The 25745-nt window shown below is 46.1% G+C and carries 29 protein-coding genes; 21 read left to right on the top strand and 8 right to left on the bottom strand.

Going from position 1 to position 25745, the window contains the following annotated elements:
• Window positions 1-39: 39 nt before the first annotated feature.
• From ACF8EG_RS00165 to arsJ, 3 genes are all read left to right on the top strand, one after another.
• The gene (locus ACF8EG_RS00165; RefSeq protein WP_069507208.1) at window positions 40-1041 is read left to right on the top strand and encodes an ArsJ-associated glyceraldehyde-3-phosphate dehydrogenase; all 1002 of its coding nucleotides are present in this window, start codon (window positions 40-42) and stop codon (window positions 1039-1041) included.
• A gap of 12 nt (window positions 1042-1053) precedes the next feature.
• The gene (locus ACF8EG_RS00160) at window positions 1054-1548 is read left to right on the top strand and encodes a cyclin-dependent kinase inhibitor 3 family protein (protein WP_005485516.1); all 495 of its coding nucleotides are present in this window, start codon (window positions 1054-1056) and stop codon (window positions 1546-1548) included.
• Between the two features lie 256 nt (window positions 1549-1804).
• Window positions 1805-3022 carry an organoarsenical effux MFS transporter ArsJ gene (gene arsJ, locus ACF8EG_RS00155; protein ID WP_069507206.1) on the top strand — a complete coding sequence of 406 codons (1218 nt, stop codon included), beginning with the start codon at window positions 1805-1807 and terminating at the stop codon, window positions 3020-3022.
• An 80-nt stretch (window positions 3023-3102) separates the two neighbouring features.
• Here arsJ and ACF8EG_RS00150 read toward each other — a convergent pair whose 3' ends face one another.
• Window positions 3103-3483, bottom strand: coding sequence for a cystatin domain-containing protein (locus ACF8EG_RS00150; RefSeq protein WP_020839828.1), 381 nt, complete (start codon window positions 3481-3483; stop codon window positions 3103-3105).
• Window positions 3484-3734: 251 nt separating this feature from the next.
• Here ACF8EG_RS00150 and ACF8EG_RS00145 point away from each other — a divergent pair, with 251 nt between their 5' ends.
• Window positions 3735-4748, top strand: a complete 1014-nt coding sequence (locus tag ACF8EG_RS00145; RefSeq protein ID WP_069507204.1) for an acyltransferase — start codon at window positions 3735-3737, stop codon at window positions 4746-4748.
• 1 nt (window position 4749) lies between these two features.
• Here the strand turns inward: ACF8EG_RS00145 and ACF8EG_RS00140 are convergent, their stop codons facing one another.
• On the bottom strand, window positions 4750-5079 hold the full coding sequence (locus tag ACF8EG_RS00140) for a DUF2500 domain-containing protein (RefSeq protein ID WP_206926145.1): 330 nt from the start codon (window positions 5077-5079) through the stop codon (window positions 4750-4752).
• Between the two features lie 241 nt (window positions 5080-5320).
• On the opposite strand from ACF8EG_RS00140, the gene ACF8EG_RS00135 reads away from it, so the two are divergent.
• The gene (locus ACF8EG_RS00135) at window positions 5321-5689 is read left to right on the top strand and encodes a hypothetical protein (protein ID WP_005489749.1); all 369 of its coding nucleotides are present in this window, start codon (window positions 5321-5323) and stop codon (window positions 5687-5689) included.
• Between the two features lie 62 nt (window positions 5690-5751).
• On the opposite strand, the gene ACF8EG_RS00130 is transcribed toward ACF8EG_RS00135, so the two are convergent.
• Window positions 5752-5931: a hypothetical protein gene (locus ACF8EG_RS00130; RefSeq protein ID WP_005458791.1), complete on the bottom strand. Its 180-nt coding sequence runs from the start codon at window positions 5929-5931 to the stop codon at window positions 5752-5754.
• 734 nt (window positions 5932-6665) lie between these two features.
• Between ACF8EG_RS00130 and ACF8EG_RS00125 the strand changes: the two genes are divergently transcribed.
• From ACF8EG_RS00125 to ACF8EG_RS00115, 3 genes are all read left to right on the top strand, one after another.
• On the top strand, window positions 6666-7286 hold the full coding sequence (locus tag ACF8EG_RS00125) for a lysoplasmalogenase (RefSeq protein ID WP_005481960.1): 621 nt from the start codon (window positions 6666-6668) through the stop codon (window positions 7284-7286).
• A gap of 69 nt (window positions 7287-7355) precedes the next feature.
• Complete coding sequence (locus ACF8EG_RS00120) at window positions 7356-7577, top strand: YecH family metal-binding protein (RefSeq protein WP_025795794.1); 222 nt, start codon at window positions 7356-7358, stop codon at window positions 7575-7577.
• Between the two features lie 119 nt (window positions 7578-7696).
• Window positions 7697-8281 carry a YhgN family NAAT transporter gene (locus ACF8EG_RS00115; RefSeq protein WP_005455144.1) on the top strand — a complete coding sequence of 195 codons (585 nt, stop codon included), beginning with the start codon at window positions 7697-7699 and terminating at the stop codon, window positions 8279-8281.
• A gap of 53 nt (window positions 8282-8334) precedes the next feature.
• Here ACF8EG_RS00115 and ACF8EG_RS00110 read toward each other — a convergent pair whose 3' ends face one another.
• Both ACF8EG_RS00110 and rsmD read right to left on the bottom strand, forming a co-directional pair.
• On the bottom strand, window positions 8335-8601 hold the full coding sequence (locus ACF8EG_RS00110; RefSeq protein WP_005496405.1) for a DUF1145 domain-containing protein: 267 nt from the start codon (window positions 8599-8601) through the stop codon (window positions 8335-8337).
• A gap of 25 nt (window positions 8602-8626) precedes the next feature.
• On the bottom strand, window positions 8627-9226 hold the full coding sequence (gene rsmD, locus ACF8EG_RS00105) for a 16S rRNA (guanine(966)-N(2))-methyltransferase RsmD (protein WP_005455148.1): 600 nt from the start codon (window positions 9224-9226) through the stop codon (window positions 8627-8629).
• A gap of 223 nt (window positions 9227-9449) precedes the next feature.
• Between rsmD and ftsY the strand changes: the two genes are divergently transcribed.
• From ftsY to glpG, 6 genes are all read left to right on the top strand, one after another.
• Entirely contained in the window at window positions 9450-10667 is a 1218-nt protein-coding gene (gene ftsY, locus ACF8EG_RS00100; RefSeq protein ID WP_069507202.1) for a signal recognition particle-docking protein FtsY, read from the top strand.
• 22 nt (window positions 10668-10689) lie between these two features.
• The gene (ftsE, locus tag ACF8EG_RS00095) at window positions 10690-11364 is read left to right on the top strand and encodes a cell division ATP-binding protein FtsE (RefSeq protein WP_005481953.1); all 675 of its coding nucleotides are present in this window, start codon (window positions 10690-10692) and stop codon (window positions 11362-11364) included.
• Window positions 11354-12322: a permease-like cell division protein FtsX gene (gene ftsX / locus ACF8EG_RS00090; protein ID WP_031781736.1), complete on the top strand. Its 969-nt coding sequence runs from the start codon at window positions 11354-11356 to the stop codon at window positions 12320-12322. The genes ftsE and ftsX overlap by 11 nt, the downstream gene beginning before the upstream one ends.
• A gap of 175 nt (window positions 12323-12497) precedes the next feature.
• Window positions 12498-13358 carry an RNA polymerase sigma factor RpoH gene (rpoH, locus tag ACF8EG_RS00085; protein ID WP_020839826.1) on the top strand — a complete coding sequence of 287 codons (861 nt, stop codon included), beginning with the start codon at window positions 12498-12500 and terminating at the stop codon, window positions 13356-13358.
• A 491-nt stretch (window positions 13359-13849) separates the two neighbouring features.
• Entirely contained in the window at window positions 13850-14170 is a 321-nt protein-coding gene (glpE, locus tag ACF8EG_RS00080) for a thiosulfate sulfurtransferase GlpE (protein ID WP_005460380.1), read from the top strand.
• The gene (glpG, locus tag ACF8EG_RS00075; RefSeq protein ID WP_005496414.1) at window positions 14170-15012 is read left to right on the top strand and encodes a rhomboid family intramembrane serine protease GlpG; all 843 of its coding nucleotides are present in this window, start codon (window positions 14170-14172) and stop codon (window positions 15010-15012) included. Before glpE ends, glpG begins: the two co-directional genes overlap by 1 nt.
• A gap of 59 nt (window positions 15013-15071) precedes the next feature.
• Here glpG and ACF8EG_RS00070 read toward each other — a convergent pair whose 3' ends face one another.
• On the bottom strand, window positions 15072-15482 hold the full coding sequence (locus ACF8EG_RS00070; RefSeq protein ID WP_005460376.1) for a flagellar basal body-associated protein FliL: 411 nt from the start codon (window positions 15480-15482) through the stop codon (window positions 15072-15074).
• Between the two features lie 153 nt (window positions 15483-15635).
• On the opposite strand from ACF8EG_RS00070, the gene ACF8EG_RS00065 reads away from it, so the two are divergent.
• Window positions 15636-16175 (top strand): chorismate lyase, encoded by a 540-nt coding sequence (locus tag ACF8EG_RS00065; RefSeq protein WP_021448417.1) that lies wholly within the window; start codon window positions 15636-15638, stop codon window positions 16173-16175.
• A complete protein-coding gene (gene ubiA, locus ACF8EG_RS00060) occupies window positions 16176-17030 on the top strand; it encodes a 4-hydroxybenzoate octaprenyltransferase (RefSeq protein WP_005460372.1) in 855 nt (284 codons plus the stop codon).
• Window positions 17031-17087: 57 nt separating this feature from the next.
• Here the strand turns inward: ubiA and plsB are convergent, their stop codons facing one another.
• Window positions 17088-19514: a glycerol-3-phosphate 1-O-acyltransferase PlsB gene (plsB, locus tag ACF8EG_RS00055; protein WP_005460370.1), complete on the bottom strand. Its 2427-nt coding sequence runs from the start codon at window positions 19512-19514 to the stop codon at window positions 17088-17090.
• Window positions 19515-19881: 367 nt separating this feature from the next.
• On the opposite strand from plsB, the gene lexA reads away from it, so the two are divergent.
• The 3 genes from lexA (at window position 19882) to dinF (ending at window position 22889) form a co-directional block, all read left to right on the top strand.
• Complete coding sequence (gene lexA, locus ACF8EG_RS00050) at window positions 19882-20502, top strand: transcriptional repressor LexA (RefSeq protein WP_005480871.1); 621 nt, start codon at window positions 19882-19884, stop codon at window positions 20500-20502.
• A 193-nt stretch (window positions 20503-20695) separates the two neighbouring features.
• Window positions 20696-21490, top strand: a complete 795-nt coding sequence (locus ACF8EG_RS00045; RefSeq protein ID WP_005480879.1) for a class I SAM-dependent methyltransferase — start codon at window positions 20696-20698, stop codon at window positions 21488-21490.
• Window positions 21491-21545: 55 nt separating this feature from the next.
• A complete protein-coding gene (gene dinF / locus ACF8EG_RS00040; RefSeq protein ID WP_069488170.1) occupies window positions 21546-22889 on the top strand; it encodes an MATE family efflux transporter DinF in 1344 nt (447 codons plus the stop codon).
• Between the two features lie 102 nt (window positions 22890-22991).
• Here dinF and sthA read toward each other — a convergent pair whose 3' ends face one another.
• The gene (sthA, locus tag ACF8EG_RS00035) at window positions 22992-24422 is read right to left on the bottom strand and encodes a Si-specific NAD(P)(+) transhydrogenase (protein WP_079858980.1); all 1431 of its coding nucleotides are present in this window, start codon (window positions 24420-24422) and stop codon (window positions 22992-22994) included.
• A gap of 262 nt (window positions 24423-24684) precedes the next feature.
• Here sthA and fabR point away from each other — a divergent pair, with 262 nt between their 5' ends.
• Together fabR and ACF8EG_RS00025 are read left to right on the top strand one after the other, a co-directional pair.
• The gene (gene fabR / locus ACF8EG_RS00030; RefSeq protein ID WP_005480868.1) at window positions 24685-25326 is read left to right on the top strand and encodes an HTH-type transcriptional repressor FabR; all 642 of its coding nucleotides are present in this window, start codon (window positions 24685-24687) and stop codon (window positions 25324-25326) included.
• On the top strand, window positions 25326-25691 hold the full coding sequence (locus ACF8EG_RS00025; protein ID WP_005460363.1) for a YijD family membrane protein: 366 nt from the start codon (window positions 25326-25328) through the stop codon (window positions 25689-25691). Before fabR ends, ACF8EG_RS00025 begins: the two co-directional genes overlap by 1 nt.
• Window positions 25692-25745: the final 54 nt, after the last annotated feature.

The following is a 25745-nucleotide window of genomic DNA, read 5'->3' as shown; positions in this document are numbered from 1 at the left end:
CGAACAAAGATTCAAGGTTGAAGATTAAAGGGTAAGACTATGACGATTAAAGTAGGGATTAACGGGTTTGGGCGCATTGGACGTTTGGCGCTGCGCGCGGCATTCGATTGGCCAGAATTGGAATTTGTGCAAATCAATGATGTTGCGGGCGATGCAGTAACGTTGGGCCACTTATTGGAGTTCGACTCTGTTCAAGGCCGTTGGCACCATGAAGTGCAGGTTGAGGGAAATGAACTCGTCATCAATGGCAAGCGCATCGCGACGACACAGCATCGCGACATCGATGCAGTGAATTGGTCTGGTTGTGATGTCGTGATTGAAGCGACAGGCGTGCACCGCAAAACTTCGTACCTTGACCAATATCTCGATCAGGGCGTGAAGCGAGTGGTGGTTAGCGCACCAGTGAAAGAAGAAGGCATTGCGAACATCGTTGTTGGCGTGAACGACCACATTTTCGATCCTGACAAACATCGTATCGTGACAGCGGCTTCGTGCACGACTAACTGCATCGCACCAGTAGTAAAAGTCATTCATGAGAAATTGGGCATTGAGCAATCCTCTTTCACGACGATTCATGATTTGACCAATACGCAAACCATTTTGGATGCACCGCACAAAGATCTGCGTCGTGCTCGTGCGTGTGGCATGAGTCTTATCCCGACCACCACGGGCAGTGCGACTGCGATTGTGGAAATTTTCCCTGATTTAAAAGGCAAGATTAACGGCCACGCAGTGCGTGTACCGTTGGCGAATGCGTCACTGACAGACATCATCTTCGATGTGAAACGCGATACCACCGCAGAAGAAGTGAATGCTTTGCTGAAAGAAGCGTCGGAAGGTGAGCTAAAAGGCATTCTTGGCTTTGAAGAGCGTCCGTTGGTGTCGATCGATTACAAAGGCGATCAACGCTCAACCATCGTTGATGCACTCTCAACAATGGTCGTTGGTTCTCGCATGGTGAAGATTTACGCGTGGTACGACAATGAAATGGGTTACGCAACGCGTACCGCAGAATTGGTTCGTAACGTTGGTTTGGCTTAATAGGAGTTCACAATGTCTCATCCTACATGGCAACTAGATTTGGACTCTGGTGCATTAGTCTTAACACCGTGCCCGGGTACGAAAGGCGTCGATTTGCAAACGTCTTTACAGCAATTAAAAGAGCAGGGTGTTCAAGCCGTGGTTACGGCATTGGACAATGCTGAGCTAGCATCGAAAGACGTCGCGGATTTGGGTGAAGTTACCCAACAACTGGGTATGAAATGGTTCCAGATCGAGATTGAAGATGATTGCGCACCCAGTGAGGATTTCGCGATGAAGTGGCAACAAGCTAGCCCTGAACTGCATGCGATTCTTGCTCAAGATGGCAAAGTCGCGATGCACTGCATGGGCGGCTCGGGTCGCACTGGTTTGTTCGCAGCTCACTTACTGCTAGAAAAAGAATGGACGCTGGACGATATCGTGCGAGAAGTTCAGGCACTGCGCCCAGGCGCGTTTACCAAACCAGTGCAGCTTGAGTACATCGAACGGGTGGCAAAAGACGCGTGATCAGCTTAAATAGCTTTTGGAACATCATGATCCAAAAGCTATTGTCTGGTTTTTATAATGGAATATAGCTCAGCGATAAAACGGAAGGTGACAGGTTAACCTTTTGTTTTTATTGATTATTAATTTTCAATTATAAATGCCAGCGTGTTTGTAAACTCGAACTAAGGTTGTATCGCCTTATGGTTGGTGTGCAGGTTAATCAGTATTTAGAACATGATGATCTAAATGCGTCTATCGCTGTACATAAGAGGTCAATATGATTTCTCAATTGAGCAAACGTATTCGTCAGTACATGTTAGTGACGTTTAACTATTGGAACTTTACCGTAACCGACGGAGCGCTGCGTATGCTGGTGGTGCTCTATTTTCACGACTTGGGTTATTCAACGTTAGCCATTGCCTCGCTCTTTCTTTTCTATGAATTTTTTGGCGTGGTGACCAATCTGATTGGTGGTTGGTTAGGGGCCCGGTTAGGCCTGAACAAAACCATGAATATTGGCCTAGCGATGCAAGTGTTTGCGTTGTTAATGTTGGCAGTGCCCAACGCTTGGCTGACGATTCCTTGGGTGATGGCTGCGCAAGCTTTGTCTGGCATCGCTAAAGATCTCAACAAGATGAGTGCAAAGAGTGCGATTAAGACGCTAGTACCAGATGAGCAGCAAGGCGCACTTTACAAATGGGTGGCGATTTTGACGGGGTCGAAGAACGCACTCAAAGGGGCGGGTTTCTTTGTCGGTGGCTTGTTGTTGTCTTGGGTGGGTTTCCAAAACTCGATGTTTATTATGGCGAGTGTGCTCGCGGTAGTGTTCATTTGCAGCATGATCTGGCTAGAAACCGATATGGGCAAAGCGAAAAATAAGCCTAAGTTTAGCCACATCTTTTCTAAGTCTGAATCGGTCAACATCTTGTCCGCAGCGCGCATGTTCCTGTTTGGTGCGCGGGATGTCTGGTTTGTGGTGGCTTTGCCGGTTTATCTCGGCAGCGTATTTGGCTGGGATCACTTGTGGGTTGGTGGCTTTTTAGCATCATGGGTGATCGCGTATGGCTTTGTGCAAGGTTTTGCGCCGCGCATTACGGGTAAAGCGCAGGGTCGCGTGCCTGATGGAAGTGCGGCATTAGTGTGGGCGGGGGTTCTTGCCTTAATCACGGGCGGGATTGCTTACGGAGTACAAATTGGTTGGCAGCCGGAAATCGTGATTGTGGTTGGGCTGATGATTTTTGGTGCGGTCTTTGCCATTAACTCTTCGCTGCATTCGTATCTGATTGTGAGCTATGCCAAAGGGGACGGCGTCTCGTTGGATGTCGGTTTTTACTACATGGCCAACGCCATGGGACGTTTGATTGGCACGGTATTGTCGGGGTGGATTTACCAAGAAGCTGGACTAGCGGCGTGTTTGTGGGTCTCTTTCGCTTTCTTGGCGTTGACAACGTTGATTTCGATTAAGTTACCCAAAGCTAATATCGCCACGGCTTAGTTCTGATGAATGTGATGGGCTGAACAGAACATCGTGAATAAAAATGGCTCCAATCGGGAGCCATTTTTTATGTCTGCATATTATGAGCAGAAGCGTCCAAGCTTTGCAGGTTGCGTCATTTTGATTTCGTCGTCTAACGAGCGGTAGACAATCGTATTCCAGATTTCGCCATTATCCATTTCAAATTCAATCGCGTAATTCATGCCGCTTACCACCTGAGTGCGAACACTGAGGATTTGCTTTAACTTAGCGGAAGTGTTCATTTGCGCGAGTACCACATCAAGCAATGGTTGCGCTTCATCGGTCATGTCACTTTGCGACCATCCACCGGGAAGTTTTTCTAAGTTACAGATTGGGTTCGCTTCCGGTTGCGATTGGGCTGGTGCCTCGGTCTCTTCCTTTTGATTACATCCAGCTAAAGCCACTACACATACGAGTGACGCCAATAATGTTTTCTTCATAACAAGACCTTTCTTTGTAATGTGCTCAGTATCCTAGGGGGTTCTGTTCATTATATCTGTTTCATATTCGAGAAAGTGTTGGTCACATATCGTTTTGTTTCAATTGATTCTGTTCAGCAGTATTTATCGGTTAAATACAATTAACAGGTCATTGTTGGGTTAAAAATAAGCAAAAACAGATTGTTAACTATTTAATTGAGTGAAAATTGCCCTATGCTATAAACGATAAGCGATCCAAGGTGGGAAAGGATATGAGAGAAAGGGTTCTGTTTTTTGATTTATTGCGCTGCGTCGCCGCAGTGGCTGTGATCGCTATTCATGTCTTGGCGCCTTATCGAAACGAGTTGGGCGTGATCCCAATGGACCAATGGCTCACCGCCGTTGGAGTGAACAGCGTGACCCGATGGGCGGTGCCGGTATTTATTTTGATTACGGGCGCTCTGATGCTCAGTGATACACGTCCTTTTGATGGCAAGTATTACGTGAAGCGGCGTTTGGGGAAGGTGTTGGTGCCTTTTCTAATTTGGTCGACGTTCTACGCGTATCTGTCGGGTTGGTCGGCACAAGGATTCGATTTTGAAACCGTCAAAGAAGTGCTGAGTAATAGTCCGTTTCATGCCACCTATTACCATTTAGGCTTCTTCTATTACTTTATTCCACTATATTTCGTGATTCCTCTATTCCAATGGATGGCACGTAATGTCGATGACAATGTCCTCTATACCTATCTGGCTTTTTGGATGTTCACTAGCACGTTATTCCTGTTCAAGATTGATGGACCATGGAATAACCAAATGTGGCTCTATATGGGCTATCTGCCTTTGGGTTATGTACTATTTCAAAAAGTGCCACTAAATCGTTCTATGGTGACGTTGTTCACTGGGTTTGGATTGGTGGCGTTAGCCGTGACATTCACCATGGTGGTGACTAACAGTTTAGAAGCAGAGAAATACACCGTGGGGCGTTGGTTGTCATACAAAACATTGAACGTGATTTTGGCGGCATCGATGATTTTTATGCTGTGTCGGTATTTTGGGGAAGGGTTGCCGAAGAACGTGCAGAAAGTGGTGAGTTTTATCAGCCAGCACAGCTTGGGCATTTACTTACTTCACCCAATCTTCTTATGGCCGATGAAAGAGTTCGGTTGGTATACCGGTCATCCGGCATGGGTGATCCCTGTGTGGATTGTGTTAAGTGGGGCGGGAGCCTTGGCGATGAGTTATTTGTTCTCGAAATCAGCCAAGACTCGTTGGTTACTGCCGTAAGTTAGCGTTTGATTGCGAAATGTAGGAATTTGTCGCCGCAGTAGGTCAGGGTGCCTTTATCACCTGGATTAAGCGCGTGGTAATAGTGCACACCAATTTGGAATTCTCGTTTCGGGCCGATTGGGCCACGTTGCACATAAATCCAATATTCTTGGTCGTCCTGTCCCGGCTGCGCATCCGGCACCTCGATCGCTTGTTTGTCTAAAATCGTGACTTGAACACTTTGTTCTGGCGCATCTTCACCAACGTAATGTTTGCTGTAGAAACGAAAGAACACCCATGCGCCAAGAGCGATGAGGGCAAAAGTGGCCAAGATAAGTGAGATTGGCATGATAACCTCCAATGTTTCATTGGGCCTTATTCTACAGAACTCCCTGATTAAACTATGAGTTGAGATAAACTATTCGTGATCTAATAAAAGGGGTGTAGATTTTATTCGGCGGACTTCACAGTTTATATGCGTGCAAGGGCACAATTTGAAAGGAAAATTGCACTTAACCGCTCGAAAAAGCTCTAAATTTATAGAAGAATGAAATGACTAACGAAGGGAAGGTCAGTAAAGGAGGGTTACGATGTCAGATATCGAAAAAGTAGTCATGCGTACCCGAACGATCGAAAAGCTTTTGCGTACTCAATATCACGCAGAAGGGAAAGGGTTGCACCAACTTATCAGCAGTTGTGAAGAGCGCTTACCTCATGATGTGATCGCGAAATTACGTTTTATCGCCACTGTGCGTAATAAAGTCGTGCATGAGGACAACTATAAGCTGGATGATCGAAAAGGTTTCATGGCAGCGTGTGATGACTGTGAAAAAGAGTTAACGCCAAGAAGTTCCCGTTTTATTTGGCGAACCGCTATTTTGCTAATGGCGCTAATCACACTCGCTGCACTCGGTTTTTACTACATGCATTGGGACATCTTGTCAGAGCACATACAGTAAACCTAAAAATTGAGAAATAAAAAAGGACGCGAAAGCGTCCTTTTTTATTTTTAATCAGTGACTTAGTACATCATTGGCAGTGTCATTAAACCCACAACCACTGCAATCATAACCAGCCCTTGTTTTTGAGAAGATGAAATCATAACACTACCTCTTAAATCTTTGATGAACTCGATGGAGTAAATATAGCACTGTTTTTGGCTGTTGATCAACGTATCTGTAGAAAACTTTTCAAAACTCATACTTAACTTGGCTGTTTTTACTTTAAATTGACCAATAAAACAGTGTTTTTTGGGCTGTATTTAAAGTGTTCGTCTTGGGTCTTAATTATGCTTTTGTATTTTAAGTTGTTGATTTTAATGTGTTATAAATGGTTAATAAGTGGCTGTTATATTGTTTTTTGTCTCAGCTTGGTGGTTGATTTGGTATTTTGTCTGTATTTCTCAAAAGTTGAGAAAAGTGAGTGTTGTGCTATGGCGGTGGTTAATGAAGGCTCTAGGATGGTGCAAGAATTTCTTATCTGATGAGAAAATCTGGCAAGGAAGTATGATTGGTGAGGCGTGGAGCGGCTAATAGTGTTTTTTCCCTCATTAACGTTAATGTGTTTTTATTTATCATTGAGTTACGTTGTTTTAATGATATTTTTAATACAAACAAATCTACTTGGAGAGTGATGTTTAGATGGGCTTATCATGGCATTCTTTCCCATATCAGGATGAATAGGGGTAACCAGACTTTTTGTGGTGGATGTTTGTCCGTGTTGATGGCCATACACACAAGTTGGCTTTTTTACACACACTATGAAATCGTGTGAACACTAACCACGAATTCCAATCCACATCATTTTTACTAGCGCTAGAGAGGGTTACAAAATGTTTCGAATCGCTAGCGAGATCCAACTTTCGTAGATTGTGTCTTTACATCAAAACTGGTCTACCTAGACTAGCGGCGAGTTTAAGTAAAAGGTATGTACGGCATGTGGAGTTGGCTGGCGATAGGGTTATCAGGTATGTATTCCGTGTTGGGTGCAAAGCAAGCGAACCCGACACAATCCTTAGTGTTTAAAATCTTTACGCTATTACTTCTTCTTATTTTGGTGCTAACCCAAGGGCCGTCGGCCGATCACAGCTACTGGATTGCTGGTGGGTTGGTGGTTTCTATGTTCGCCGATACGCTGCATTCGTTTAAAACTCGCAAGCTGATCTATTTTGCTGCCTATCTCGCAGCGCAAGTGTGCTACAGCAAATCTTTTTGGGTTCAGCTCAATGGCGATATCGTGTGGTGGTTGTTGGCTTTGTTGCTTGCCGCCAGTATCGTGGCGTTTTTCCTTCTTTTACCGCAGTTAGATTCGCTCGTTTTTCCCGTTGTGACTATGGGCATAATGCTAGTGCAGCTCGCTTGGGCGGCGGGTGAGGTTTGGCTACAAACGCCTAGCTACGCGAATGCCATTGGCTTTAGTGGCACCGTCATCATGACGTATTCCGCGCTCGCTTACGCCATACACGGATTCCGTAAACCAATGAAGCGCGCGTATGTTTGGGTAAGTGGTAGCTACTTTCTTGCTCATGCACTCATTGTTGCTTCTATCATTTACTAACGTAAGTCAAAGCAGTGCTCGACGATTTCAGTACACTGGTCGGGTTCTATTTGCTAACTGGAGTTAATGATGAGTGGCATTCATGCTCACAACTTACTAAACCTACTACGTGAAACCCCAATGAGCCGCGACGAGCTCGCACAACATTTTGGCGCAGACGTACGTTTTCATACCTGTAAGTTGAATGATCTAGACTTAGATGCATTGCTAACCTTTTTATTACAGCGCGATAAGGTTCGCGAACTCGAAGGCAAGTTCGTCGTCAACATGGCGCGTATTTGCAACCATTAAGCGGTGTCTGAGGTTGTTTCGGTAATCGGGGGCGAATTATCTGATTTCGCCCTTAGCCGTATACTCGCACAATCTCCTTACTATACACTGGTCGCCATTTTTTTCGTCGAGGCCAGAACATGGATATTCTTTCTGCAGCGACCATGCTGTTTCTTATCATGGACCCTCTTGGCAATTTGCCCATTGTGTTGTCCATTCTTAAACACATCGATCCCAAACGTCGTCGTAAGGTGCTCATCCGCGAGCTGATTTTTGCCTTATTGATTTTGATGTTGTTCTTGTTCGCCGGACAAAGCATCCTGAGCTTTTTGCACGTACAGCCGGAAACCTTGAGTATATCTGGCGGCATCATCTTATTTATCATCGCAATTAAGATGATTTTCCCAAGTGCAGGGAGCATCACCGGGTTAGCGGCGGGTGAAGAGCCGTTTATTGTGCCAATGGCAATTCCAATGATTGCTGGCCCATCAGTGATTGCTGCGTTGCTTCTGCTTTCTTCCCAGCATCCCGACAAACTGGTCGAACTCTCAGCGTCAGTGGTGATTGCGTGGGGCGCGACCTTCTTTATTTTGATGTTCTATGGCTTTTTCAATCGTCTGTTGGGCGAACGCGGCCTGAAAGCGGTGGAACGCTTGATGGGCTTGTTATTGGTGATGATTTCCACCCAGATGTTCCTAGATGGTGTGAAAAGCTATTTGGGATAAATCAAAGACAACAAAAAGCCGCTCCAGTGAGCGGCTTTTCTTTATAACGATGTTTACATCATGTGTTTACGACGAATGTCGAGCAGGGCAAAAATACCAAAAATCAAGATGGAATACTTTTCCCAACTGCTCATCTGAATCTTATCGCCAAATGCACCAATGAAGATTGCCATTTGCAAACCGTGCATGATGAACAAGAAGGCTGTCATGATGTACAACGCAATCGCAGCATTACCTGGAAATGGCATCACAATATTCAGAATCAAAACCAGCCAAACAAAGGCAATCGCCGCTTTAGCTAGGATAAGTAGTGCTTTCATTTTAGTGTCCTTTTAAATCGAGGCGTTAGGCTGAGGTACGTTCATACAGACGGTAACTGACTTGGCCTGCGGTTTTTTCTCTGTGCAGGTGCCAATTTTCCGGAAGCCCAGCAATGCTCAGCTCTTTTTCCGTTTCAATATAAATCATTGCGTCTTCTGCAAGCCAACCGTTTTGCTCTAACAAGGTCACGGTTTCATCCAATAATCCCTTACGGAAAGGTGGATCGATGAAAACCACGTGATGTGGTGTGCCTGGTTGTTTCAGAAAGCTCAAGGCATCGGTGTTCACCACTTGGATATTAGTGGCTTTCAACGACGCGACGTTTTTTTGTAACTGCTGAAAAGCTTGCGGGTTGAGCTCAATCATGGTCACGAGTTCTGCTTGGCGTGAAGCCGATTCAAAACCTAAACCACCAGAGCCAGCAAATAAATCGAGGCATTTTGCTTGCGGCACATCTTGTGCTAACCAGTTAAACAGGGTTTCTTTCACGCGGTCAGTGGTTGGACGCAAACCTTCAGCGTCATGGACAGGGAGTTTTCTGCCTCTCCATAAACCACTAATAATGCGAACAAAGCCCGTTGTTGGCTTTTTTTGTGATGTGTTTTGCTGGCGACGTCTTACCATAGATTTTTTGACCGCTAATAAAGTGATACTATACCCAATCGCCCAAGCTTTGAGCTTGGATACAGCCCAGAAAATTCAAGATGACAGAGTGTAACACTAATAAGATTAGAATCACCTAATTGGAAAGTTTTCACAACTTTGTCATTAGCCTTTTTTAGACAGATAATAATCTTGTCAAAAAAGAGTCATTAATAGATAAAAAGACAATCTAGGATAGCCCCAGATGACGGAAAAAAAGAAGCGCGGATTACTTTCGTGGCTAGGTTTTGGTGACGAAGAACAAAGCCCAAAGCCAAAAACTGAAGAAACAGTAACAGAAGAAGCAGTGGAAGCGCCTTCTGAAGAGCAGCAAACCGAAGAGATTGCTGAGCAAGCGCAACAAACTCAAGAGCTTGAACAAGAGCCAGAAAAAGCTGAGGCTGCCCCAGCAGAAGCAGAAGCAGAAGCAGAAGCAGAAGCAGAAGCAGAAGAGCCACAAGTACCGGTTGCGCCTCGTATTCAAGAGCAAGAAAAGCCGACAGAAAGCTTCTTCGCTCGCCTTAAACGCAGCCTTAGCCGTACGAAAGCAAACATTGGTGCTGGTTTCTTTGGTCTGTTCAGCGGTAAAAAAATCGATGACGACCTATTTGAAGAGCTAGAAGAGCAACTGCTCATTGCCGATGTGGGCATGGACACCACCACAAAAATCATCAACAACCTGACAGAAAAAGCCTCTCGAGGTGATCTGAAAGATGGCGAAGCCCTTTATGGTCTGCTGAAAGAAGAAATGGCGGAGATTCTATCTAAAGTAGAACAGCCTCTAGATATCGACAGTAGCAAAACACCTTATGTCATCTTGATGGTTGGTGTGAATGGTGTGGGTAAAACCACCACCATCGGTAAACTTGCGAAGCAGTTCCAAAGCCAAGGCAAGAAAGTGATGTTAGCAGCTGGCGATACTTTCCGAGCGGCCGCGGTTGAGCAGCTGCAAGTGTGGGGCGAGCGTAACAATGTTCCTGTGATCGCGCAGCATACTGGCGCAGATAGCGCATCGGTTATCTACGATGCGATTGAAGCGGCAAAAGCGCGTGGCGTCGATGTGGTTATCGCCGATACGGCGGGTCGTCTACAAAACAAAGCCAACCTAATGGAAGAGCTCCGTAAGATTGTACGTGTGATGAAGAAAATTGATGATTCTGCACCACATGAAATCATGCTGACGCTGGATGCGGGTACTGGTCAAAATGCGATTAGCCAAGCGAAACTTTTCAGTGATGTAGCTCCTCTAACCGGGATTACATTGACTAAGCTGGATGGTACAGCGAAGGGCGGCGTTATTTTCGCTATCGCTGATCAGTTTGGTATTCCAATTCGCTACATTGGTGTTGGCGAAGGCATTGAAGACTTGCGTCCTTTTGAAACTCAAGAGTTTATCGACGCTTTGTTTAGCCGTGAAGAGTAATTGAAGTTAGAGGAAATCAACGGTGATCAAATTTCAACAAGTGAGTAAAGCTTACCGAGGTGGTCGACAAGCACTACAAAAAGTCGATTTTCACCTGAGGCGCGGAGAAATGGCGTTTTTAGGCGGGCACTCCGGCGCCGGTAAAAGTACCTTGTTGAAATTGATATGTGCAATAGAGCGTCCGACCGATGGCAAAATCCATTTCAATGGTCACGACATCACGCGCATTCCAAGCAAAGACATTCCATTTTTGCGCCGCAATATTGGGATTGTCTTTCAAGACCACCGTCTATTAATGGATCGCAGTGTGTACGACAACGTCGCACTGCCGATGCGTATTGAATCGATTTCCGAAACTGAAATTAAGCGTCGCGTTTCTGCGGCGTTAGACAAAACGGGCTTACTCGATAAAGCCCGTTGTTTGCCGAGCCAGCTTTCTGGTGGTGAACAACAACGCGTTGGTATTGCCCGTGCAGTGGTAAACCGACCAACGTTATTAGTGGCAGATGAGCCAACGGGTAACCTTGACCCAGAATTATCCAACCGTGTGTTGCGTTTATTCGAAGAATTTAACCGTGCGGGCGTGACCATCCTACTTGCCACGCACGATGTTGGGTTAGTAAACACTCGCCCACAATATCGTCATTTTGAATTGAACCAAGGCTTCCTAAGTGAGGTAGAAGACTATGGCAGGTAACAAGCACTCCCAAAAGAAAGGGAAAGGCCGCAGTGCCAAGCGTGCAAATACCGATGGTTTTTTCTCTGTCCATGCAAAACAAGCAAAATCCTCTTTTAGCGCCTTATGGCAACGACCACTAGGCAACATTCTGACTCTAGCGGTCATCTCCATGGCACTTGCCATGCCAGCTTGTTTGTATCTATTGGGCAAAAACGTGGCAGGCGCTGCCGAAGATGTGGCATCTCCCTCGCAAGTTAGTGCTTACTTAGTGGAAGGCATGCCGGATGCGCGTGTGATGGTTCTCAAAGATCAAATTGAAACTTGGCCTCTTGTAAAAGAAGTGGAATATATTTCTCCACAGCAAGGTTTGGCCGATTTAAGCCAGTACGCGGGTTTTGACCAAGCACTGAGCTTGCTAAGCGGTTATGCATTACCAGGCGTGTTGGTGATTACGCCAGAATCTGATATCAAAACAGACATTCAAGCCCTAGCAAAAGAAGTAGGTCAACAACAAGATGTGACCGATGTTAGGCTAGATGAAGACTGGCTTGCGCGCTTAAATGCCATCAAAACACTAGCAGGCATTATTGTCGTGACTCTGACAATCCTGATGTTGGGTGCGGTATTTTTAATCGTTGGTAACACATTACGTTTTAATGTACTGGCGAATAAAGAAGAGATTCAAACCATGAAGCTTATCGGTGCGACCGACGGCTTCATTTTGCGTCCGTACCTATACACAGGTATGTGGTTTGGTGTACTAGGTGGTGTCATTGCTTGGTTTGTTACGGCGTTAGTGACCATTGTGATGAACAGCGCCGTAGAAGATCTTGCCGCGTTGTACGACAGCCAATTCCGTTTGATTGGCCTAAGTTGGGATGAATCTTTGCTGCTGATTATCACCGGTAGCCTTTTAGGTTGTATTGCCGCGCGCATTTCAGCGCAGCGCCACTTAAAAGAAATTGAACCAGTTTAAGTGATGAAGGTCTTATACTTGGAATTTATTAGCACAAGCTAATTTTTACCTCTTGTTTAGACCAATTGTTTATGGATAATTGCTCGCCCTTCTTGAAACTTGTTCATTTTGAGTTCAAGATATCGAAGCTAAATTGCAATGTAATGCTCCAGATCAGAGATTGATGAGGAATTGAATGACAAAAGAAGCGTATCCGATGGCTCTAGTCACGCAAGATAGCCTTGATAGCTATATTCGCTCTGTAAACAGCTACCCAATGCTGACAGCAGACGAAGAGCGTGAACTGGCAGAACGATTACACTACAAAGGTGAGATTGAGGCTGCGAAAGGCCTGATCCTGTCACACCTAAGATTCGTTGTTCACGTTGCTCGAGGTTACTCAGGCTACGGTTTGCCAATGGCAGATCTAGTACAAGAGGGCAATATCGGTCTAATGAAAGCCGTTAAACGTTTTAACCCAGAAGTGGGCGTACGTTTGGTGTCTTTTGCTGTTCACTGGATCAAAGCAGAGATCCATGAGTACGTACTACGTAACTGGCGTATCGTTAAAATTGCAACAACTAAAGCGCAGCGTAAATTGTTCTTCAATCTACGCAAATCGAAAAAACGCTTAGGTTGGTTTAACAATGGCGAAGTCGAAACCGTAGCTCGTGAGTTGGGCGTAGAACCTTCCGAAGTTCGTGAGATGGAATCACGTCTTGCGGCGGTCGATTCAACGTTCGATATGCCAACTGACGATGATGACAGTGTGACTAGCTCATACACTGCACCGATGCTGTACCTAGAAGACAAATCGTCGGACGTGGCTGACAACATCGAAGCTGCAAACTGGGAAATGCACACCAATAATCGTCTTGGTCACGCACTAGCAAGCCTAGATGAGCGTAGCCAACGCATTGTGCGCTCTCGTTGGTTAGACGATGAGAAAGCAACATTGCAAGACTTGGCTGATGAGTTTGGCGTTTCTGCAGAGCGTATTCGTCAGTTAGAAAAGAATGCGATGAAGAAGCTGAAATTGGCCGTTGGTGAGTTCTAACTTCAGCCTCTAATATAAAGTAAGTTTTTCATAGAAAGCCGAGATCATGTGATCTCGGCTTTTTTATTTTCGATCGAAAATAGATAGCGTTTGCGATCTAAATTTTCTGTGCTGCCTGTGTATAACTCTGTGAGGTAATTATTTATCAACTGTTCGAAACCCAGACAAAATAAGGGTGATAGCGGTTTTGTCGCTTGGGGATAGTTATAAATATACACACAGCTAGATCAGGATCATCACTACATCTTGTGGATCAAAAGATCCAAATGTACTTTATCAACGCAATTCACAGCTTTATCCACAAATGGTTGGAATGTGTACAGTTTTAAAAGCCCTGATTATCCTTGTGTCTAAGTTTGCCACTGGATAGGTTACAATGGCGGCAGTATACCCAAATGACTTTTTCCGACTTAATACACCGAGCAGCTGAGTTTTTAGTTCGGGTGCCAAGGTTATTTGGGTATATTCATAACGACAGAATGAGAAAGTAAATGGACCAGTTTCAGCATATCGATGTACAAGGTGCACAGGCTTTGCTTGAGCAGGGCGAGGCAAAGCTTGTAGATATTCGTGATCCTCAATCGTTTGCCGTGGCACATGCTGAGTCGGCTTATCATCTAACCAACGATACGATTGTGGCGTTTATGGAAGATGTAGAGTTTGAACAGCCGATCCTCGTGATGTGTTATCACGGAATTAGCAGCCAAGGCGCAGCGCAATATTTAGTTAACCAAGGTTTCGAACAGGTGTACAGTGTAGACGGTGGCTTTGAAGCCTGGCAGCGAGCACAACTACCGATAGTGAGAAGTTAATGAAGAGATTGGTAACGTTAAATAATCCACGCATGGCGCAAGCCTTTATCGATTATATGGCCTCTCGTCAGATAGATATTGAGATGATGCCCGAAGGTGAAGGACAATTTGCACTTTGGCTTACGGACAGCCAGCATGAAGTTGAGGCAGAGGCCGAACTGAAGCAATTTTTGGCGAATCCATCCGCTAGCAAATACAGCGCCGCTTCCTGGGACGTTGCCGATACTCGTAAGAGCCAATTTCATTACGCTAGCCCAAGCATCATGGGAATGATCAAAGCCAAAGCCGGTCCAGTGACCTTATTGATCATGACCGTATGCGCCGTGATTTATGGTTTGCAGATGTTAGGCTTTGGAAATGGGGTATTTGCTCTGTTGCACTTTCCCGCGTTTGAAGGCCAGCAATGGCAATTGTGGCGTTGGGTGAGTCATGCATTGCTGCATTTCTCGGTAACACACATCATCTTTAACTTGTTGTGGTGGTGGCAACTTGGTGGCGATATTGAACGTCGACTTGGTTCTGGCAAGTTACTGCAAATCTTTGTGGTATCTGCGGCACTCTCTGGTGCTGGCCAGTTCTATGTTGAAGGTGCGAACTTCGGCGGGTTATCTGGTGTTGTGTACGCGCTACTCGGCTATTTGTGGGTTTTGGGTTACCGTTTACCTCATTTAGGTTTAACGCTGCCGAAATCCATCATTGGTTTTATGTTGGTGTGGTTGGTACTTGGTTTTGTGCAACCGTTTATGGCCATTGCCAATACGGCTCACTTAGCTGGCTTGTTAGCCGGGATGGCGATTGCGCTGTTCGACTCGGGCAAGCAGAAATACCAACAACAAGCGTGATAGCAAAAACAAAAAAAGACCGCTCGAAAGCGGTCTTTTTGTATCTAAAGCAGCGTTCCTTACTGATAGAGGTATTTGGTAAACAGCAAATCAGCAATGACGGTTTTCCCTGTCTCTGGCAGTAAGGTTTCGTTTAGCTCTTTTACCAACGTTTTGCGTAGGTCTTCTCGGCCAGAAAGCGACTTGATCGTATCTTCGGTTTGTTTGCCTAGGAGTTCGATGACCGCATCGCGAATCAAGGGTTGATGGTGCTCAACAATCGCTAGGTCTTGTTGGCTCATCACCATGATGTCGATACGCACTTGTACATAGCCTAATTTTTTACCTTTGGTGTAAAAGTTAGTGGTTAAATCTGGCTCTAGGGTGAAGTACGCTAATTTTGGTCCAGTCTCTTCCGTTTCAGCCCAACTTGGTGCGGAGATCAGGATTGTTAACGCAAAAATAATTTGGGCTACATAACGTTTGTACATATTTCTAACTTTTCTTTCTCTGGATCGCGATATTCGAATCGCTTCAGTCTTGATACAATAGACCGTCTATAACAAATAACGGAACTTACGGTTTCAATAAGACGGTAAGTTGTTGCTTTATTGTACGCATAAAGCCTCCAATTGAATACTAGTATGAATCAGCCAACATCACTCTATCTTGCTTCTTTATTGGAAGTAGAGTGGCAAAAGCCCGAAGAATTTGAATTTCCAAACGAATTTGCCAAGCATTGGCTGGAAGAACAAGGGTCTTTGTCACGTCGTTTAAAGCAGCACTGTCAGGAATTGACGGTAGAGCTGCTGCAAAATCATATCGTCACAGCGAAGACACTGAAATCGGATGAAAGTCAGTTACTGTCTGAGCAAGATTGCCTCCTAAGAGAGGTCGTCCTGTGTGGAGACGACTGCCCTTGGGTTGTTGGTCGTACTTTGATCCCACGTACTACGTTGGTCGATCAGCAATACGACTTAGCGCAGCAAGGCGATATCCCACTAGGGCTCACCGTCTTTAGCGCCGATAATGTCGAGCGCGACTCGCTCCAAATGGGTTGGGTTCACTTGCCTCAAGGCCGTTTTCTCGCACGACGCTCAAGGTTGTGGATGAATCACAAACCTATGTTAGTCGCTGAGTTATTCTTATCGAATTCACCTATTTACGCCAAGGAGAGAGGGTAAATGTCCGCAGAAAAAGCCAAAGCATATTGGCAGCTGATGCGAATGGATCGCCCAATTGGTTCACTATTATTGTTGTGGCCAACGGTTTGGGCTCTGGTCATTGCAGCCCAAGGCATACCGAGTTGGGATGTGCTCATTGTATTTGTGTTGGGTGTATTTTTAATGCGTAGTGCAGGCTGCGTCATTAACGATTTTGCAGACCGCAAAGTCGATGGTCATGTGAAGCGTACTAAACAGCGTCCATTGCCTTCGGGTAAGGTCACGGCGAAAGAGGCGATTGGCTTATTTTTGGTTCTGGCCGTGAGCTCATTCTTACTTGTGTTGACCATGAACCCCTTAACGATTCAGCTCTCTTTTGCGGGCCTTGTCTTAGCCTTTATTTACCCTTTTATGAAGCGTTACACGCATATCCCGCAGCTGTTTTTGGGATTAGCGTTTAGCTGGGCGATTCCTATGGCGTGGGCGGCACAAACCGGTGAGCTACCAGTGATGGTTTGGTTTGTGTTTGTGATTAATGCATTGTGGACGATTGCCTACGACACTCAGTATGCAATGGTGGATCGCGATGACGATTTAAAAATCGGTATCAAATCGACAGCGATTCTGTTCGGTCGCCACGACAAGTTAATTATTGGAGTGTTACAGTTAGTGACGTTGGCGATGTTGGTGGGGCTAGGGCAGTTTTATCAATTAGGCCAAAGTTACTACTGGACGGTGCTGATTGCCGCATCATTGTTTGTTTATCAGCAGCATTTGATCCGCCACCGCGAGCGCGATTTGTGTTTCAGAGCTTTCCTTAACAACAACTACGTTGGCATGGTGATAGCGATAGGTTTATTAGTCGCGTTCTGGTAATCAATCCGAAGATCAAAAAAGGCATCCAATTGGATGCCTTTTGTTTTTTTGTGTTTGTTATGCCTGAAGTTGGTGGATACTTTCTTCGATGGTCAACTTCACTTCTGGGTACAGCAGCGTAAACAGTAGCTTGGCAAATTTCTGCGTTTTCTTCTTATCGCAGTTACCGTCGCTATCGAGGTACTCTTGCTGTTTGAGCGTATTGAACATGGCGGTAAACACACCTTTGTCGAAGAACTCCGGCGCGTTGATACCGTGCAGGCGACCTAAACGTTGCGCGATGTCTTGGCTCTTCTGTTCCAGATCCGATTTACCCAATTCAGGGTACGCAACCAATAGGTTCATGGCGATGGAGTAACGCTGCAGCGTCTCAGTAATCGTGCGACCAAGTAGAACCAGCGGTTGGTTGTTTGATTGGTTGATTTCCAATTTGTTGCCATCAAGACAGATCATTTTCTGTTCGGCAAACTCATTCAACGTTTTCACCACAAGGTCGTTTAAATCTTCCTCTTGGTAGCTTAGGAACAGCTCTTTCTTCAAGAATGGGTAGATTTGCGCGACGTTCTCTTGGATTTTCTCCACGGTGAGATTGCGCTGACGAATAATCATCTGGGCAATCAATGATGGCAGCGCAAACAAGTGAATGATGTTGTTGCGATAGTAAGTCATCAGAATCGATTGACTACGATCAAGAGAAATGATGTCGCCCATGCTGTCTGTTTCAATCACAAACTTATCTAACGAGATAGCGTGATCAACCAACTCTTCAGCACTTTCCGTTGGGATGGTTGAAGTGCTTGAGTATGGGTTGTTCTTCAGTAGCTTCAAGTAGCACTCAATCTGATTGATCAGAGAATCACGAGACAGTGCACGTTGACGAGAAGCCAACAATGCTGTTGCACAAAGCGTTAAGGCGTTTGCCGCTGCCGCATCGTTAATGTGCGTCATCATCTTGTTCGCTAGCTCATTGACCACAGGGTTCATCCACTGTGGTTTGCTACCGCCCATGCTATCGATGTCTTTTGTCCACTCTGGCGCGTGCTCGTTAAGGTATTGGTTGAGCTGAATTGGCTCACCGAAGTTCACGTAGCCCAAACCAAAGTTACGCAGTTTACGTAGAGTGCGCAGAACAAGACCTGCGTTTTCTTTCTCTTTACGTTTACCGCGCAGCTCTTTGGCGTAAGTGCCAACTTCCATTACGTGCTCGTAACCGATGTAAACCGGTACCAGCGTTACCGGACGGTTTAGACCACGCAGCATCGCTTGAATCGTCATGGCCAACATACCCGTTTTCGCTTGCAGTAAGCGGCCGGTACGTGAGCGACCACCTTCGCTGAAGTACTCTACCGAGTAACCTTTTGCAAACAGCTCGGCTAGATACTCACGGAAAATCGTGGAGTACAGTTTGTTGCCTTTAAAGCTACGACGAATAAAGAACGCACCACCACGACGGAAAATCGGACCCGCAGGGAAGAAGTTCAGGTTGATACCCGCAGCAATGTGCGGTGGCACCATACCTTCATGGTACAGAACGTAAGACAGCAGTAGGTAGTCCATGTGACTACGGTGACACGGCACGTAAACGATCTCATGGCCATCTTGCGCCAAGCGACGTACTGTCGAAGCGTTGTTGATGTGCAGGCCTTGATACAGTTTGGTCCACAGCCAGCTCAGGATGCGATCGCCGTTCTTCACCAGACCGTATGAGAAGTCGGCTGCGATTTCATCCATGATGTCATGGGCTTCTTTGCGCGCTTTCTCAATCGAAATGTCTTTGCTTTTTGCCTCGTCTTCAATCGCTTGTTCAATTGCAGGTGACTTTAACAGGCGAGCAAATAGCACTTGGCGTTGCGGTAGGTTTGGACCTGATGCCGCCAATTTTTGACGAGAAAAGTGGATACGTGCCACGCGCGCCAATTTATGCGCAATAGCACTGTCTGTACCGTGAGAATCCGCCATATAACGCAGTGAAACCACCGGGCTAAAGCGCACCAAACAGTCACGACCTGCTGCCATTACCGCTTTCGCTTTTTGTGGCCCATTCATTGGTTGCAGGTACGGTCGATGGCTCTCTTCTTTACCTGGTTTGCGTCCCCAAAGTACGGTCGCTGGGATCATTTGCACATCAAGCTCGCTATCAAGCTTGTGCAGTTCCAGCAGCTCAGTAAATAGAGAAACAGAATCTGTCGGGATGTCGTTGTCATTACCCATCACGGTTGGACGTGAGGCAATAAAGACGAAACGATTAAGCGTTTTGCCATTGATTTCCAGCGGACTGAGCGGGTCTGGTAGCCCAAGGCTCATGGCTTGTTTTTGCAGTGTCAGCAAATCCACGTTCGAACGGAACGGCAAGGCATACACAATCGGCTTAGTTAGGTCGATGTTGAGATCGTCAATCGGATTCGATGGGATTGTGGTGCCCTTTACCATTACCGATAAAGGTAGTTTTAGTAATGAACGTGAAAATGATTGTCCAGAAGACATAAAGTTCACAGCCTCAATAGGTATTCAAACAGGCCCAACCTTAGTTCTGTGTCCGCGTGGTTCAACTTCTTGGCAAAGAAATGAGTACGGCAATAGAAATAAGCCTAGGCAATAAATTTTAAGCGCAGCAAGGATACCAGAAACTGGTCAAACCTTTTAATTTTATTGAGTGGAAATTAGTCGAACTCCTAAGTTGTTGCTTTACTTTGATTAACTTCAGGTACGGTGTTTTAAACGCGTTTTGCGCCACAGTTTGTGGGCAAGTTCAGAAAGCGCAGCAAATAAATTAAAAAACAACCAATTGGGTTTCCATTTGACCATTTACTGGATATACTCACAGTTAACTGTATAAAAAGACAGGTGAGACATGAAGCCGTTAACGCCACGCCAACAACAAGTCTTCGATTTGATTAAAAGCAAAATCGATGACACTGGAATGCCACCAACTCGTGCAGAGATTGCGCGTGAGCTTGGCTTCCGCTCTGCGAATGCCGCAGAGGAACACCTAAAAGCGCTTGCTCGTAAGCAAGCCATTGAAATTATTCCGGGCGCATCGCGTGGGATCCGAATCCTGCTTGAAGATGCGGCCAATGACGAACAGGGCTTGCCTCTGATTGGTCAAGTCGCTGCGGGTGAGCCGATTCTGGCTCAAGAGCACGTAGAAGCGCACTACCAAGTTGACCCTGCGATGTTCAAGCCGCAAGCGGATTTCTTACTTCGCGTAAATGGCGAAAGTATGAAAGACATCGGTATTATGGACGGTGATTTGCTTGCTGTGCACAAAACACAAGATGTTCGCGATGGTCAGGTTGTCGTTGCTCGTGTTGATGACGATGTGACCGTCAAGCGCTTGGAGCGTAAAGGTTCAACCGTTTTATTGCATGCAGAGAATGAAGAGTTTGCACCGATTCAAGTGGACTTAACGTCTCAGCATCTGACTATTGAAGGCTTAGCCGTTGGTATTATTCGCAATACCGATTGGATGTAAGTTTATCGCAACAGCCCAGTTTCTCTGGGCTGTTGCCTATTTGTCTTAGCACTTTTTTCTCATCCGCTTTGATTTCCTGCTCGCAGTTTATTTCTCATATTCTTGTCGGCTCTCTCTGTGCTTGATAATGTAATTGATATTCATTATCATCCTTTCCAGTGTCCACTCTTTCTCACTGGCGCAGGAAATGCCCATGTCTAAGTCAAAACATCAAGTTCCTAATCATCTATTGAAGCCTTTGCTATTACGCAGCCGTGAAAGCATGGTCGACAATGGTTTGGTGTATGACCCCATTGCAGCGAAAGCTTGTCTAAGCTGCAAGATGGCACCTGATTGTTTAAGTGGTGATATCGCGCAAAAGCAGCTGCTACACGTGACGTTGACTCAACTGTGCGACCAACAGGTAACGCAGTTTTTGCAGCAAAATCCGGACGCTTGGATCATCAATGTTGGTGCTGGACTCGATACCCGTTTTTACCGTTTGGATAACGGCCGCTGTCACTGGATTGAATTGGATGTTACGGAGAATCTAGTTTGGCGTCAGCGTCTATTCCATAAAAACGAACGCTACGAACATCGCAGTGGGAGTGTGGAAGACATGTCGTGGCTCGAATCTCTGACCATTCCAGATAAATCACCCGTATTGATTCTGTGCGAAATGGCATTGTTGGATTGCTCTGAGCGACATGTTGCGCGGTTTATTCAAAACTTAGGTCGCCATTTTGTCTCAGCTGAGGTTTGTATGGTACTCGCTGGAGACTTAACAGAAAGCAAGTGGGGGCAAAAGCTTGGTTCGGATTACTATGCCCACGGATTTGAGGCACCGGCGGAACAAGTTCTGAGATGGCTGCCGTGGGCACAATGGGTGAAAGCGTTCTCGCCATTCGACCGATTCTGTTCACGATGGAAAGCTTGGCAACGCTGGCTCAATAAAATTCCAATGCTAAAGCACCGTCTCACGCCAGTGCTTGTTCACATCAAGTGGTAATTGGCTAGTCATTAAGCACTCAGGTACACTCGTCGATCTAAACAACGAGGTGCCTGTGACAAACTCTATTTTCTCTCCTTTATCGAATCCTCAAGTGCATCGTCAGGTGTTAGCGCTCGCGATCCCGATGGTGTTGTCGAACATTACTGTTCCATTGCTCGGTTTGGTCGATGCGGCGGTGATTGGTCATTTAGACCACGCTTGGTATTTGGGCGGCGTTGCGCTGGGCAGCACTATGATCAGCGTAACGTTCTGGCTGCTTGGTTTTTTGCGTATGTCGACTACTGGGTTGGCGGCGCAGTCCTATGGCGGTGAAGACCGAAAGCAACTTGCCTTGGTGTTTATGCAAGGCTCACTTATGGCTTTGCTGTTTGCGTTAGTCTTCCTTATTGCCCATAACCCGATTGCTGATTTGATCTTTGGTTGGAGTGATGCCAGTGCCGAAGTGAAACACTACGGCATGCAATATTTCTCTATCCGAGTATGGAGTGCGCCAGCGGCGCTGATGAATTTTGTGCTGTTGGGCTGGTTGCTCGGCACGCAAAACTCCAAAGCACCGATGTGGATGGTGATCATCACCAATGTCACTAACATCGCGCTCGATTTATTGTTTGTGATGGGCTTGGGTTGGAAAGTTGAAGGTGCGGCGCTTGCCTCCGTGCTTGCTGATTACTCAGGCATGGCGTTTGGCTTGGTCTGCGTGTGGAAGGCATGGCAAGTACGTCAGCTGCCATTACCCAAGCAGTTACTTGCTGACACTCAACATGGGCTAGGGCGATTTGTGAAACTCAATCGCGATATCTTTCTGCGTTCATTGTGCTTGCAAGCCGCGTTTAGCTTTATGACGTTTCAAGGCGCGAGTTTTGGGGATGAGGTTGTCGCGGCGAATGCCGTGTTGATGAGCTTCTTGATGATGATTTCCTACGGTATGGATGGTTTTGCCTACGCGATGGAAGCGATGGTGGGGAAAGCGATTGGCGCGAAAGACCGAGCTCAGCTCAGTGCCTCTCTGGTAGGGACATTCTTTTGGAGTCTGATCATCTGTTTGGGACTTACTGCGGTATTTGGTTTGGCGGGATCGAATTTGATCGCCATGATCACTTCTATTGAGATTGTGCAGCAGCAAGCAGCGATCTATCTACCTTGGCTGGTGGTGATGCCGTTGGCGTCTATGTGGTGTTTCTTATTTGATGGCATTTTTGTTGGTGCCACTAAAGGCAAGGACATGCGGAACAGTATGTTTGTCGCAACGTGCTGCTTCTTTGTGGTCTTTTCTCTTTTTGCTGGGTGGGAAAACCATGCGCTTTGGTTGGCGATGACCAGCTTTATGGCGATGCGAGGGATTGGTCTCGGAGCGATATTCTTCTATCAATGGCGTAAAGGAACGTTCCTCGCCTAATCGCGTAAATAAAAACAGCAGGTCGAAAACCTGCTGTTTTGGCTTTTGGATCATGGCAATCCAAATACTAATTTAACTCATTATCCCTGTGTAGAATGGGGACTAGAACAATCGGTTCAATCCATTCAATGCGGCTACACGATAGGCTTCGGCCATGGTCGGGTAGTTGAAGGTGGTATTCACGAAGTATTCAATCGTATTGGCTTGGCCTTTTTGCTCCATGATGGCTTGGCCGATGTGGATGATTTCCGCCGCACGTTCACCAAAGCAGTGAATACCGAGAATTTCCTTGGTTTCACGATGGAACAAAATCTTCAAACTGCCAACATCTTTGCCTGCAATTTGCGCCCGAGCCAGATGTTTGAATGAAGAGCGACCGACTTCGTAAGGTACTTTCGCCGCCGTCAGTTCTTGTTCTGTTTTACCAACAGAGCTGATTTCCGGAATGGTGTAGATGCCAGTCGGGATGTCTTCAATCAGATAGTTTTCAGCCTGACCTTTAGTGATCGCTTGTGCGACAAAGCGACCTTGGTCATAGGCTGCGCTCGCAAGGCTAGGGTAGCCAATCACATCACCCACTGCGTAAATATGCTCAACCGTTGTTTGGTAGTTGCGGTTCACTTTAAGCTGGCCGCGAGAATCCGATTCTAGACCGACGACATCCAAACTGAGTTTGTCGGTGTTACCGGTTCTGCCGTTCGCATACAGCAAACAATCGGCACGCATTTTCTTGCCTGACTGCAGGTGAATAATGACGCCATCTTCTGTGCCTTCGATTTTCTCGTAGGTTTCGTCGTTACGAATGACAACGCCGCTGTTCCAGAAGTGGTAAGACAGTGCATCAGACACTTCGTTATCCAAGAACTCCAACAAACGATCCCGGGTATTGATTAGGTCGGTTTTCACACCAAGTCCGCGGAAGATAGAGGCGTACTCACAACCGATAACGCCTGCACCATAAATGATGATATGACGAGGGTCGTGTTTCAGGCTCAGGATAGAGTCACTGTCGTAGATTCGTTCATGCAAGAAGTCGACATCGCTTGGTCGGTAAGGACGAGAGCCCGTCGCGATGACAAATTTATCGGCCGAGTAGGTTTCTTCCGTACCGTCATTTTGCATTACCGCGATAGAGTGCGTATCGATAAAACGTGCAGTACCGAACAGCAGCGTGCAGTCATTGCGGTCGTAAAACCCCTGACGAAGGCGAGTTTGTTTATCGATGACCGTTTTTGCATGGCCTAAAATGTCAGAAAATGTTGCATGAAGGCTGGTGTTGTTTCTGCAAAATAGCGGGTTGCTATTGAATTCGATGATACGGCTTACTGCATGGCGCAGCGCTTTCGATGGAATGGTTCCCCAGTGCGTACAGCCGCCGCCCACACTGCTTTCTTTCTCGACGATGGCAACATTTAGTCCCGCTTTGGTTAACCCCATTGCAGCCCCTTCTCCGCCAGGGCCACTACCAATTACGATCACGTCATAGTGATTAACATGCGCCATGATGCCTTCCTTGTTATATTTGCTTAACATTGCTTTAGCGCGATTTTAACTCATTTGCTCTATACGTACACGTAATGGCTGCGAGAGAGTGGAAGTGATCACGCAGAATCGAACAAAAGGATGAATTGGTATGTTGTATGTCTATAAATTGACTCGAGAACATTGCAATTAGATGCATGCCAATAGTAACGTTCTCGCCGCTTACCTTGGGTGAGGCAACATATCTTTCTCCGTAGGGGTGAATTGCGTTATATTGAAGCTCTTGTACCCTACAGAAAAGAGCAAGTTAAGAATGAAATCGATGGGAATCCGCGCGCAACAAAAAGAGAAGACACGTCGATCGCTGATCGATGCGGCATTTAGTCAATTAAGTGCGGATCGCAGCTTTTCCAGTCTCAGCTTGCGAGAAGTTGCCCGAGAGGCAGGAATTGCACCCACTTCTTTTTATCGTCACTTCAAAGACATGGATGAGCTAGGCTTAACAATGGTTGATGAAGGAGGTTTACTATTACGTCAACTGATGCGTCAGGCACGTCAACGTATTGTCAAAGAAGGCAGTGTGATTCGAACTTCGGTTGAAACCTTTATGGAATTCATTGAAAGTAGCCCTAACGTATTCCGCTTATTATTGCGTGAGCGCTCTGGCACTTCTTCTGAATTTCGTACTGCCGTCGCTCGAGAAATTCAGCATTTTGCGGCAGAATTAACCGAGTATTTAATGAGCACCGGTATGACCAGAGAAGAGGCGTATACTCAAGCAGAGGCGTCGGTGACTTTGGTCTTTAGTTCGGGTGCTGAAGCTTTAGATTTAGATCGACGTGAGCGCGATGAACTCGCCGAGCGATTGATCATGCAATTGCGAATGATAGCCAAAGGGGCCTATTGGTATCGCAAAGAACGTGAACGTAACCGATTAAAAGGCGGGATAGAATAATGTCGAATGGAAATAAATCTGAAAAGAAAACGCTGATTTTGGCACTGGTTGCAGGTATGTGTGGTGATGCTTTATTGTCATGGTTGACCATGAGTGAAGTGTCTTTCTCAATCTTCCCACTGATTGCACTCGTACTGGCTGTACAAGCTCTTTACCAAGAGTACTTAAACAACCCGGTATCGGAAGATATTCCGTTAGTGGGCTTAGCGTGTTTCTTTGTTGGTGCCTTTGGTCACTCTGCGTTTATCAAAGCGCAATACCCAGAAGCAGGCTCAAATTTCTTCGCAATCATGGTGTCGATGATCCTATTGGCATGGATTGGTAAAAAGCTGGGTTTCATGGAAAAGAAAACTTCTGCTGAATAATTGAAAAAATTCCAACAAAAAAGCGAGCTATTGAGCTCGCTTTTTTTATGTCTT

The organism is Vibrio sp. YQ_11 (assembly GCF_043103065.1).
GTDB lineage: Bacteria > Pseudomonadota > Gammaproteobacteria > Enterobacterales > Vibrionaceae > Vibrio > Vibrio parahaemolyticus.
Note: the sequence above shows the minus strand (reverse complement) of the source record. Positions and strands in the feature narration are given on the sequence as shown.